Source organism: Dyadobacter crusticola DSM 16708, from assembly GCF_000701505.1.
GTDB classification, from domain to species: Bacteria; Bacteroidota; Bacteroidia; order Cytophagales; family Spirosomataceae; genus Dyadobacter; species Dyadobacter crusticola.
Genome location: NZ_JNJB01000007.1, coordinates 251,428 through 264,356, shown reverse-complemented (window position 1 = coordinate 264,356; position 12,929 = coordinate 251,428). Strand labels below are relative to the sequence as shown.

At 48.3% G+C, this 12,929-nt stretch carries 9 protein-coding genes; all 9 read left to right on the top strand.

Annotated features, from left to right (window positions below):
• The first annotated feature begins 3 nt into the window (after window positions 1-3).
• The 9 genes from Q369_RS0111590 to Q369_RS0111550 all read left to right on the top strand — a co-directional run bounded on the left by Q369_RS0111590 (window position 4) and on the right by Q369_RS0111550 (window position 12,919).
• On the top strand, window positions 4-432 hold the full coding sequence (locus Q369_RS0111590; RefSeq protein ID WP_031527972.1) for an Xre family toxin-antitoxin system antitoxin: 429 nt from the start codon (window positions 4-6) through the stop codon (window positions 430-432).
• Window positions 432-893, top strand: coding sequence for an RES family NAD+ phosphorylase (locus Q369_RS0111585; RefSeq protein WP_031527971.1), 462 nt, complete (start codon window positions 432-434; stop codon window positions 891-893). Before Q369_RS0111590 ends, Q369_RS0111585 begins: the two co-directional genes overlap by 1 nt.
• A 27-nt stretch (window positions 894-920) precedes the next feature.
• Window positions 921-1,994, top strand: a complete 1,074-nt coding sequence (gene hisC / locus Q369_RS0111580) for a histidinol-phosphate transaminase (protein ID WP_031527970.1) — start codon at window positions 921-923, stop codon at window positions 1,992-1,994.
• A 36-nt stretch (window positions 1,995-2,030) separates the two neighbouring features.
• Entirely contained in the window at window positions 2,031-2,552 is a 522-nt protein-coding gene (locus Q369_RS0111575) for a hypothetical protein (RefSeq protein WP_031527969.1), read from the top strand.
• 103 nt (window positions 2,553-2,655) lie between these two features.
• Window positions 2,656-5,985, top strand: coding sequence for a UvrD-helicase domain-containing protein (locus Q369_RS0111570; RefSeq protein WP_031527968.1), 3,330 nt, complete (start codon window positions 2,656-2,658; stop codon window positions 5,983-5,985).
• 187 nt (window positions 5,986-6,172) lie between these two features.
• Window positions 6,173-9,586: a response regulator gene (locus Q369_RS0111565; RefSeq protein ID WP_031527967.1), complete on the top strand. Its 3,414-nt coding sequence runs from the start codon at window positions 6,173-6,175 to the stop codon at window positions 9,584-9,586.
• An 11-nt stretch (window positions 9,587-9,597) separates the two neighbouring features.
• Window positions 9,598-10,404, top strand: coding sequence for a CheR family methyltransferase (locus Q369_RS0111560; RefSeq protein WP_229206812.1), 807 nt, complete (start codon window positions 9,598-9,600; stop codon window positions 10,402-10,404).
• Window positions 10,401-10,994 (top strand): chemotaxis protein CheB, encoded by a 594-nt coding sequence (locus Q369_RS0111555; RefSeq protein ID WP_031527965.1) that lies wholly within the window; start codon window positions 10,401-10,403, stop codon window positions 10,992-10,994. The genes Q369_RS0111560 and Q369_RS0111555 overlap by 4 nt, the downstream gene beginning before the upstream one ends.
• Window positions 10,995-10,996: 2 nt before the next feature.
• A complete protein-coding gene (locus Q369_RS0111550; RefSeq protein WP_031527964.1) occupies window positions 10,997-12,919 on the top strand; it encodes a response regulator in 1,923 nt (640 codons plus the stop codon).
• Window positions 12,920-12,929: the final 10 nt, after the last annotated feature.

The window sequence follows — 12,929 nt, the reverse complement described above, 5'->3', positions numbered from 1 at the left end:
CTTATGACAGTACGAATGGTAAATGAGCGTTTGGGCGGCTACGGAGTTCTCAAACATCGCGTCAACAATGATTTTGACCTGGCTTATCTCGCCACGAATGGCGTACCCAAGGCTTCTATTCAGCATTTGGCAAGCTCGATTGGCATGGATCCCAAAGAAATAATCGACCTTTTGCCGGTTACTGCAAGGAACCTGCAACGCTATGAAGAAGAGGACTTACTCAGCAATGTAGTTTCCGATCATCTGATTGCATTAGCAGATCTTTTCTCTGTCGGGGTTACTGTCTTGTCCAAAGATTATTTCAAAAGCTGGCTTACCAGCCCGGTCCCCTCTCTCGGCAACGAATGTCCGATCCATTTTCTCAAAACGCACGCAGGTATCGAGCTGATCAAAACAGAGCTGGGGCGTATTGAGCACGGTATTTTTGCCTGATGGAGCTGTTCCGGATTTCACGGGTCGAGTACCAGGATGATCTGACTGGTATTGGTGCATTCCGGCATGGCGGCAGGTGGAACTCACCCGGTCATCATATGCTGTATACCGCCTCACATCGTTCTCTTGCCATGCTCGAAGTGCTGGTGCATCTGAACAAATCAGTGCCGCCGCCTGAGTATGTAATCGTGGTACTTTATGTGCCGGATGCAATGGCGACGCCAACTGTGCCTTACATGATACAGGACTGGAAGGAAGAGGAGTACTGGACGAAGGATACCGGAGATCAATGGGTGAAAGACAAAAAAACGCTTTTATGCAGGGTACCTTCCATTGTAGTTAAATCGGAATACAATTTCCTGATCAATCCTGCACACGAGCATGCAAGTGAAATCAAGGTGGTAGGAAAGGAGCCTTTTGAGTTTGATTTGAGATTATTTACATCTCGGGTAAAGAAATAAAAACGGTATATCGCCGTACAAAATAGAATGAACAACACTTTTGACCTAAAAACAATACTGCGGCCACACATCCGCACACTGGCTCCTTATTCTTCTGCAAGAGATGAATATACCGGACATGAAGGTGTTTTTCTCGACGCAAATGAAAATCCGTACGGTTCAGTAACTACTGAGAACTACAACCGTTATCCCGATCCGTATCAGGCTGAGATCAAGAAGTTGATATCGAATATAAAACAGGTAGAACCCAACCGCATTTTCCTCGGAAATGGAAGCGACGAGCCGATCGATCTGCTCACGCGCGCGGCTTGTACGCCGGGCCAGGATCACGTGATCATTATGCCGCCAACTTACGGCATGTATGAAGTAAGTGCCTCCATTCACGATGTCCGCATTGATAAAGCCCCGCTCACACGCGATTATCAGATTGACGTAGAAGCAGTTTTGAGTGCAGTGGGCGAACACACAAAGATTATCTGGATATGTTCTCCTAACAATCCGACGGGCAACAATATGCAGGATGAAGCCATTGAAACGATTCTGAAAAACTTCAATGGTCTGGTGGTTGTGGACGAAGCTTACATTGATTTTACCGACAAACTTTCGTGGGTTCAGCGGCTCGATGAATACGCAAACCTGGTTGTTCTGCAAACATTTTCAAAAGCCTGGGGACTTGCGGGACTGCGGATTGGTATGTGTTTTGCCTCAGCTGAGCTGATACGCATTCTGAACAAGATCAAGCCACCATACAATATCAGCTTGCCTGCTCAAAATGCACTTTTACAAGGATTACAAAACCCTGCATTCAAAGACGAGATGGTGGCGGATATCCTTGCGCAAAGAACAGCTTTGCAGAATATGCTGCTGAATTTGCCGACAGTAGTCAAAATACACCCCACGGACGCCAACTTTCTGCTTGTCCAGTTTGAAGACGCAAAAGCGGTGATGGACTATCTGATCAGCGAGGCGATCATTGTGCGCGACCGGTCACGCGTACATCTTTGTGAAGGTTGCCTGCGTATTACAGTCGGAACACAGAAAGAAAATGAAGTTTTGATTGAATCTTTAAAGAATTTCAAACAGAAAAACGTTATTGCATAGCATACTCAGCATATCTATTTCCCCGATCAAACAATTATGAAGAAATTAGCCTTGACGTTTATCTGTACGCTTTGTTTCGGAATGGCCCAAGCCCAATATGACAACTGGGCAGTTGGTTTCAAATTAGGCGAACCTACCGGTATCAACATCCGCAAGTATTTCAACAACATTCACGCACTCGATGTGACAGTCGGCACTTACGGCGGCGTACTGTCAAAAGATCGTAAATATCGCGGTGACGAAGGTATCTACAAGAATACCGGCGTGTCAGTTCAGGTGCATTACCTGTGGCATACTCCGGTTTTCAACTCCGAAACCGTGCACGTTTATTACGGGCTGGGCGGGCAGCTGAACAGCCGTCGCGCTTACCCCAAAAGATTGAGCGGCAATTATGAAAAAGACATTTCGCTCGGCGGCTCTGTATTGGGTGGGTTCGAGTATTACATACCTGATAACCGCATTTCCGTTTTCCTGGAAGGTGGTACCTATCTGGAATTAGTACCACGCCCATTCTATCTGAGCCCTAATCTTTCGGCAGGTATCCGCTTTAATTTATAGCTGCCAGCCATGGTTTCCCGAAGTCACTAAAGCAGGTTTACGCCTGCTTTTTTTATTTAAATTGCCCGGTAGTTCCTGACTGTTTCTCCAAAAGTTTTCTCGAGTGTTTAAAGTATATAGTTCATCGGCCGGGTCGGGCAAGACTTACACGCTGACCAAAGAATATCTGAAACTGGCATTAAGCAACAGTGCAGATACCTATTTCAAGAACATTCTCGCAGTTACATTCACCAATGCGGCTGCCAACGAAATGAAAGACCGCATTCTGCTGATGCTGCGCACTTTTGCGGAGTGGCAGGGGAAAGGCGGCAAGCTGCACCCGATGATGCAGGATGTGATCAGCGAACTTTACCCCGATACAGAGCGGGATCCGGAGTTGCTGCACGAAGCTTCCAAATTGCTCAGTCAGCGTGCCAATGCGGTTTTTGGTCAAATTCTGCACCGGTACTCCGATTTTTCGGTAATGACCATTGATAAGTTTACGCAAAGACTGATCAGCAGCTTTACCGACGAGTTGGGGATCCCATTCATTTTCGAGACCCAATTGGATAGTGATCTGCTTGATGATGCCGTCGACAGGCTATTGTCGCGAATCGGGCAGGAGGGTGAGGAAGTACTGACGGATATCGTTGAGAAATACTATCGGGAGAATGCGGAAGAGGGTAAAAGCTGGGGCACGCTGCCGATGCAGATCCGCGAAACGTCGGGCACATTGCTTAACGAGCAGAGCTACCTGCAAATGAAGCGGGTGGAGAACCTCAAAATGGAAGACTGGATCGCAATCAGGAACCAGATGCGCGGCTATGTCCGCGAGCGGGAGGCTACCATTTTGCGACTCGCAAAGAATGCATTTGAATTGATCCAATCCACATTTCTGACCGAGAAAGACTTTCACCAGAGCGGTCGGGGCATTTATGGGTACTTCCGTGACAGGTCCGAAAACAAAAAGCTTTGGGCGGAGCCGAATTCCTATGTTTACAAAACAATAGGCGAGGGTGTCTGGTACGGCGCTAAAACCGCTATTTTGATTAAAGATGAAATTGAGCGCGTAAGGACAGATCTGGAAAACTATTTCCACCAGATTGAAAACATGCGTACTTCCGAATCTGGTAAGATAATCCTGTATAATCAGCTCGAAAAGCACATTTACCAGCTTTCGTTATTAGGAGAAATCAGAAAAGAGTTTGACATCCTGCTGAGACAAAACAATCAGGTACACATTTCTGATTTCAACCGTAAAATTGTCGAGATCGTGGCCAGAGAGCCTGTTCCATTCATTTTTGAAAGGCTGGGTGAAAAGTACAACCACATTCTGGTGGATGAATTCCAGGATACTTCCAAGCTGCAGTTTGCCAATTTGCTGCCATTGATTGAGAATGCCTTGTCAGGCGGGTATTTCAGCCTGGTGGTCGGCGACGCAAAACAGTCCATTTACCGGTTCCGTGGCGGGGATATGGACCTGATCCTGAACCTGGCGCAGAGCCAGGTAATGCAGCTCGCCTCGGTTTTCGGCGACAATACTTACCATGCGGAACGATTGGTCAGTCTGAATAACTACCTCAATGTAAACCACCTGAAAGTAAACAGACGCAGTTACCGCGAGATAACTGCATTTAACAATGCGTTTTTCGGGTTTGTAGCGGACTTGCTGGGTGACGAATATCCATTGATCAAAGAGGTTTACGACCAGAACTTCCAGCAGGAGATTCCTGATGAAGCGCCTGTGGGCGGGCATGTAGAAGTAGAGTTTATGGATCTGGGCGAGCATACAGAAGATAATATCGACACAGAAGGTGCTGTGGACGGCATGATCAGGCGCACGCTCGAAATTGTCGCGAAACTCAGATCAGAAGGCTACAACTGGCGGGATATGGCCATTTTATGTCGAAGGAAAAAAGAAGCGACTGCGCTGGCCAACTTCATGAAAGAGGCAGGTTACCCGCTGATTTCTGACGACGCACTTTCGCTCAGCTATTCCCGCTCCGTCCATTTCATCATTTCATTTATGAAAGTCCTGCACAGCTCCGATCACAGGCTGGCGCGGTACGAGGCTGCTTATCTGTTCCACCACATTATCCGGAGAGAGGCGCCTGCGCCTTCGGATTATGAGCAGATCCGGATGTTGGTAGAGGAAAAAGGGCTCGATTCATTTCTGGCCTATTTCAGGCGCTGGGACATTCAGCTGACTTCATTCAGGCTGCGGCAGCTTTCAGTATTTGAACTAAGCGAGCAACTAATGAAACGCTTCGGTCTGCTCGAAAATGGTTTTGAGACCGAATACCTGTTCCGTTTTCTTGATGTGGTGCTTGAATTTGGTAACCGCAAGAGCAACCACCTCGGCGATTTCCTAACCTATTGGGACAGTGCACGGAATAAACTGTCGATCACCATTCCCGAGGGTACCGACGCCGTGAGGATCACCACGATACACAAGTCGAAAGGACTGGAATATCCCGTGGTCATCATCCCTTATGCCAACTGGAAAGTTACCCCGAATGCGCGGCTTGACCGGCTCTGGCTCGATCTGGAAGGAATGGACTATGAAGAGCTGCATCTGTCGCAATCCCCTGATTATGATCCGAAAAGCCTGAAAACGTCTATGGTTTCGGTGATTAAAGAGCTTGAAAATACAAAAGCTGCAACGCAGTACCAGAATGAGAAAACGCGAGTTTTGGTCGAAAACCTTAATTTACTCTACGTTGCATTCACCCGGCCCGTGCAGCGCCTGTATATTCTGGCCAAAAGGGAACGGAACTGGAATGTAGGGAGCCAGATCAACAATTGGCTGAAAGACTATTTTTCACAGCAGGGTTTCAAGCCGGAGTGGGACGAGAACATTTCCGTTTATACCCTCGCCGAGGCGAATTCCACGCCAAAGCACGCGCACGTACGTTCGGAAGCAACTCCATTTGTGATGGAGGCAGTTTTGAGTAACGACAGGACCGATTCAATGCGGCTGAGAAGAATGGCTGACCGGATTTTCGATGTGGATACATTTGAGTCAAAAAACGACTACATCCAGAAGTTGAAGTACCTTTTCACGAGATTAAAGTCGGTTTCTGAATTGCCGGCAGTTTTGGAAAGGCTTGTTACCGAGGGTATTTTCACAAGAAAGGAAAGCGTCGAAATCAAGGTAGCAGCCGGCAAGCTGCTGGAACATCCTGCATTAAGTACCTTGTACAGTGATCAGAATAAAGTTCAAATGAACCGGGACCTGCTGATGCCAGGCGGAAAGCTGCTGCACATAGACCGCGCGGTGCAAATGCCGGATAGCTCTATTGCATTCATGTTATTTGCTGGCGGCCAGGATATGACCGAGCCAGCGAGACATTTGCGAAAAGTGATCAAAGCGTATGAGTCTACCGGAAAGCATTCACGCGGGGTGGTAGTAGACCTTCAACAGCAGGCGGCGGAATGGATCGATCCATTATAACGAAAACGTTACTTCCCGGACCCGAAGCATATTTCTTAGTGCTGATTCCAACTAGTTCCGTAATTTGTTGTAGACAAAACTTTATGTCTGGCTACATAATGTCTGTGTTGGAGGCTGTAAATGGATAATTTTTGTGGATATTCACAAAAATTATCCGTTGCGGATTTCCTCATAACATATTTCATCCATGCGCCTAACCTTCCAACGACAGGTTTTCCTCGGGATCGCTTTCTCCATCATACTCGTTCTTGTTGTAGGGTTTACCTCCTACAATGCAATCAGGATACAACTTGAAAATACAGGTTGGGTGTACCACACGAGAGAGGTAATGCGGGCTACCACCTCACTCAAAAACCAGCTTCTTACCGCAGAATCCAACGTGCGCGGGTATGCAATTACCAGGCATAGCTCCTTTGAGACGGGCTATCTGCAGTCCATTGACAAAGTTTGGGAAGAACTTGATGCACTGCGGAAATTGGTGCGTGATAACAATGTGCAGGCTACCCGCGTCGACTCCCTATCGATGCTCTTACAAACCCGGCTTGATTTGATGGACCGCCAGTACGATTTTCTTCAGGCCGGAACATACGACCAGGATACGATCCGGAAACTGGTACTTGCCGGCAAGAGCGTTTCGTCACAGCTTGAATTCAGCTTTCGCCGGATAGAAAATTTGGAAGAAGGTTTACTTGTTGAACGTGAGCAGAATGCGACCGTAAGTTCTTCCAAAGCAAAGCAGTACATTTTAATGGGTTCATCGGCATTTTTGTTCGTGATCCTGCTGCTGTACTATTTTATAAGACGGACTTACAATGCGCAGGTCGCATCGGAAAAGCTGACGCTTGAAGCAAACCGGCAGCTTGAACTGCTTTCGCTAGTAGATCAGGAAAAGAATTGGATATTGGATGCGGCTGTAAAAGCGACAGAAACAGTGCGAGGCGAGCCTACATTGACCGAACTGTCGCGCAAGCTGATCACCAAGCTCGTGGAACTGACAGAAGCGCATGTGGCTGTCATGTATATAGTTACCCGTGCCGGGAATACCATGGAGCTTGCGGCCAGCTACGGTACCAGCGAAGCAAATCCGGCGCCACAATCATTTCGCGTCGGGGACGGAACGCTGGGTCATATTGTAGAGGAGAAAATCAGCTTCAAGAAACTGGAAGTGGCACCCGCTTATCTCGCATTGAGAACGGCAAGCGGCCAAACGGACGCGGCTGCGGTGTTATTGAAGACGCTCGCATTCGGCGGGCAGATCAAAGCTGTGCTTGAAATAGGTTACCTCAAAGATCCTGGCGACAAAGTAGTTAAGGTACTTGAAATGATCTCTGACAATGTCGCGGTGGCTATTATGGCCTCGCGGGCACGTGAGCTGGCTAACGAACTTCTGGAAAAAACACAGCTGCAGGCCGAGGAGCTGGAAAGCCAGCAGGAGGAACTGCGGGTAACCAACGAGGAGCTCACCAGGCAAACCTCGCTGCTGCAGGTGTCGGAAGAAGAACTGCGGGTACAGCAGGAAGAACTCAGACAGATCAACACGGAACTGGAAGAGAAGGCATTTTTGCTGGAAGAGCAAAAAGGTACCCTGGAAGCAGCCCGCGACCAGATACAGCTAAAAGCAGACGAGCTCGAAAAAAGCGGCCGGTTCAAGAGCGAGTTCCTGGCCAACATGAGCCACGAGCTTCGCACGCCATTGAACAGTATCCTCATTCTGTCCAGGATTTTGGGTGAAAATAAAGGGGAAAGGCTCAATGAGGAGGAGCAGCGGTATGCATCGGTCATCTACAATTCCGGGAATGACCTGCTGACACTGATCAATGATATCCTTGATCTCGCAAAGGTAGAATCGGGTAAGATCGAGCTGATCAATGAAGAGGTAAGTACCGGGCTGATCTTGTCGGAAGTTGGCAATACATTCCAGAAGGTGGCTGAGAACAAGGGTTTGAATTTACATTTGGAAAAAGAGGAATCCTGCCCTGATGTGCTCCTGGTCGATTACGTGCGACTACTTCAGATTATCCGGAACCTGCTTTCCAATGCAATTAAGTTCACTTCTGCACCCGGAACTGTATCGCTGAAAATCAGACAGGAGGAGGGTTATATCCATTTTGAGGTGGCTGATTCCGGTATCGGGATACCGGAAGAAAAGCAAAAGGCAATTTTCGAAGCATTCCAGCAGGCTGATGGTTCCACCAGCCGGAAATATGGCGGTACCGGACTTGGACTTTCCATCAGCCGCGAACTTGCCAATTTATTCAAAGGCTCCATTTCGTTGAAGAGCGAGCAGGGGAAAGGTTCAGTATTCACATTGAAAATCCCAGCTGCGGAGAACGTAGCCGCGGTGAAGCAGCCGGTTGAGCCTGCAAAGGAGATCAAGCCAGCTGTGCCCGCAGTTGTGGAATTGAAGGAGAACAGGCTGCTGCTGATCGAAGACGATGCGGTTTTTGCTGCCGATATGTCGGCCAAAGCGCGGGATAGCGGGTTTGAGGTACAGCTCGCTGCCGACGGAAAAACGGCGCTTGAACTTGTAAAAACATTCAATCCGACGGCCATTATCCTGGATATGAACCTGCCCGATATGTCTGGCGACGAGGTTTTGAAAGAACTTAAATCAGACGCGAAGACGAAGCTCATTCCGGTACATACAATTTCTTCCGGTGATTATTTCGACTCCGATGTGCTGAAAGAAGGTGCGATCGGGTTTATGCAAAAGCCGGTAGACCAGAAATCAGCCCTGAACATTTTCAACCTGCTGAAACTCGAAGGCAAGGATCTTGAAAAACACAGGATACTGCTGATCGAAGATGATGCATACCAAAGCCAATACCTAGGTGAGTTCCTGGCCGAGAACAACATATTTGTACTTTACGCCTACTCGGCCGGGGAGGCACTCGCGATTTTACAACGGGAACATGTAGATGGCATTATCCTCGATATCAGGCTTGCCGATATGAATGGCCTCGACCTGCTCGACGAGATTAAAAAGAACCCCGCGCTGACATCACTGCCGGTGGTTGTCAATACCGCAGAGGATCTTTCGCAGGCTGATCTTAGCCGGGTAATGAGGTATTCCCACCCGGTTGTGATCAAAACGAAGAAATCTAACGACCGCCTGCTTGATGAGGTGAAGCTGTTTCTCAAAAAGATACAGCCGGCAAACGCAACGCCGGCCACACCAAGGCAGGACAATTTCAAAAGCAGCGTGGTTTATTCCGAGCAGGCATTTATGGGCCGGAAGATCCTGCTGGCCGATGATGATATGCGCAATATTTTTGCATTAAGTGCTGTCCTGGAAGATGCTGGTTTCAAAATCGAGATTGCGGCGAATGGAAAAGAAGCAATCCGGAAGCTGGAAGAACTGTCTGACATTGAGCTCGTGCTGATGGACGTAATGATGCCCGAAATGGACGGGATCGAGGCGACGCGGATTATCCGTCAAAACAGCCGCTGGGCCACATTGCCCATTATCGCCGTCACGGCGAAGGCAATGCAGGGAGACCGCGAACAATGTCTTGCCGCAGGTGCCAACGATTATATCTCCAAGCCGGTGGATATCGACAAGTTGTTGTCGCTGATCAAAGTCTGGCTGCAAGCTGCGTGAATATGGTATTAATGGAATATTCAGAACTTGAAGTACTGATTGCGGAAATCAGGAAAATATCGGGATTCGATTTCTCCGGCTATGCCCGGCCGTCGCTTCTGAGAAGAGCAAGCAGGTACCTGACCAGCAAGCGAATGGACCTTGATGAGCTGCTGGCGCATATTGCGCCGGGCGGCGGGATTGTTTACGATCTGATCCAGGAAATGACGGTCAACTATTCAGAGATGTTCCGTGACCCGGACTATTTTATGAAGGTCAGAAGCGAGGTTTTTACCTATCTTGAATCCTATCCGGCGTTGAGATTGTGGGTAGCAGGCTGTGCCTCGGGCGAAGAGGCATTTTCAATGGCGATCCTGCTGAAAGAGGCAGGGTACCTGGACCGGTCCCTGATCTACGCTACGGATTTGAACAACAAAGTGCTTACCGCGGCGAGAGAAGGTGTTTTTACACTCGGCAGCGTACGAACATTCTCTGAAAATTACATGCAGGCAGCCGGCCAGCATTCGTTGTCGGACTACTACCATGTATCTTACAACAAAGCGGTGATTTCACCTGAAATCAGGAAAAATATCGTGTTTTCACTGCACGATCTGACAGGTGACGGGGTGTTCAATGAATTTCAGTTTATCAGCTGTCGTAATGTAATGATCTATTTTACATTGGAACTGAGGCAGCGGGTATTCCGGCTGCTTTATGAAAGTTTGAGCGTTCTGGGCTTTCTTTGTCTTGGTAAAAGAGAAACACTCCGGCATTCGGGACTTGAGGAGTATTTTAGAATTGTGGATAGTTCACTGAATATTTACCAAAAAATTAAATGAGTTATGGCAAAACAGACCCGCTAAGCCTGGTACTCTTCGGAGGATCCGCTGGAAGTATGGTGCTTTTTGAAGAGATTTTACAGATCCTCAAAGGCCCGCTGGCATTTGCGGCTGTTTTTGTTTTGCATAGGGGAAAAGCCAGTACGGCTATGTTACCCGCGATTTTTAGAAATAAAACGAATGTATTTATGAGTGAACCGCAACATCTGGACCCGGTCGAGCCCGACAGCATTTATTTTGCCATACCCGACTACCACCTGCTGATCGGTCCCGACAAGCGGTTTTACTACGATGCTTCTGAAAAGGATTTTTTTTCAAGACCTTCCATCGATGCTACATTTCTTTCCGCGGCATTTTCAGGAATTCCTGTTAAAGCCGCAATGCTCTTTTCCGGTTCAAGCGCCGACGGAGCCTTCGGTTTGAAAGTGCTCGCTGAAAGGGGCAATGCGACTTTCGTTCTTGATCCTGCAGAGGCAGAGTCAGCTCGCATGCCACAAGCGGCTTTGCAGCAGCATAGCGGCCATAAGGTGATTTCGCGCCATAATTTTTCGAATACGATTGAAGAACTACTCTATACCCGCTCAACATAGCCATGGAAAATACCAAGATATTACTGCTCGACGACCGTGAAGAAAACCTGATTTCGCTGCGCGCAATCCTGAGCAGGAACGACATTGAGATATTTGCAACCACCTCCCCGAACGAAGCGTTACGGATTGTATGGGAAAATGATATCGCAGTGGCGCTGGTAGACGTTCAAATGCCGGGAATGGACGGTTTTGAGTTTGCCGAAACACTTCTCAGCAATCCAAAGACAAAGGAGATCCTCATCGTTTTTGTAACCGCAATCTCAAAAGAGACAACTTATGCGGTGCGCGGATTGAAAACAGGCGCGATCGATTACCTCTATAAACCGCTTGATCCGTTCATTACCAATGCGAAAGTTGATTCGCTGATCCGCCTGGCGACAAGCCAGAAAGAGATCCGGGACAAGAACAAGCTGCTGGAAAACTACGCGACGATCGTCCTCAATTCACCCGATATCATCGCGACGGTAGAAGCTGAAACAGGTAAGATCTTCTCTATCAATCCGTCTGTTGAAACCATTCTGGGCATTGCACCCAATGGATTGGTCGGAATGTCCATTCTGGATCTGCTGGTAGAGCCGAATACTTCGGCTTTGCGGGAAGTATTGGTTGAAAAAAGCTATCTGGGCGGGCACACGATCGTGATCGAGGACCGATTCTACGGGCGATTGCGTCAGCCTGTGTGGCTGGAACTGCGCATTATGTTTAAAAACAGGCTGCTATTCATCAACCTGCACGACATTGAAAAACGCAAAGCCCACGAACGCGCATTGATCGATGCGCAGCAGGCGGCCGACAGGGCACGAAAGGGTAAAGAAGCATTTCTTGCCAATATGAGCCACGAGATACGCACGCCGCTGAATGGGATCATCGGATTAGGTAACCTGCTTTCCGCAACCGAAATGACGCCCGGCCAGCAGGAATTGATCGATATGCTGCGACAATCCTCGGGTTCGCTGCTTAATATTCTGAACGACATTCTGGATATTTCCAAAATCGAAGAAGGCAAATTCTCCATCATTCCAACCTCTACTGATTTGCGTGTATTGGCTAGGGGTATCATTGATCTGATGAAGTTTAAAGCCGATGAAAAAGGCCTCACACTCGACCTGGAAGTGGACGATGCAGTGCCCGACTGCATGTTGGTTGACGGAATGCGGCTTAATCAGATACTTCTTAACCTGGTCGGAAATGCATTGAAATTTACCGACACAGGAGGAGTTAAGTTGAAAATCGATCACCTGGCGCAGGCTAGTTCCGGGCACAAGATCAGGTTTAGTGTGGAGGATAGCGGTATTGGCATGTCGGGCGAACAGCTGTCGAATATATTTTCTGAATACGGACAGGCTTCGGAAAACATTTCCCACCAGTACGGAGGTACCGGGCTTGGACTGACGATTTCGCAGAAACTCGCGCGGCTGATGGCGAGCGAGCTTGAAGTAAACAGTCGCCCTGGTGAAGGGAGCCAGTTCTTTTTTACATTGATACTGCCGGATGCGAACGAAAAGGCAGCCGAGACAAAGCCGGCAGTTTCGTTTCAAAACCTGCCTCCATTCCTTGGCAAAACAGTGCTCGTGGCAGAAGACAACCCGATTAACGCGCTTTTACTTAAAAAATATCTTAAAGCCTGGCAGCTGGAAACGACATTGGTTGTCAATGGAAAACAGGCCGTGGAGACACTCCGGCAACGCATTTTTGACCTCGTGATCATGGATACCAGAATGCCCGAAATGGATGGATTTGAAGCAGCACGACTTGTAAGAAGCGAACTGAAAGTTACCACGCCTATCCTCTCACTTTCCGCGACCGTGTTGCCCGAGGAAATCCAGCAGGCACTGGAATCCGGAATGAACGATACGCTTTCCAAACCCTTTGAACCCGAGAGATTACACCAGAAGATTGGCAGGCTGATCACAAAAACATTGTAAAATGCGCATC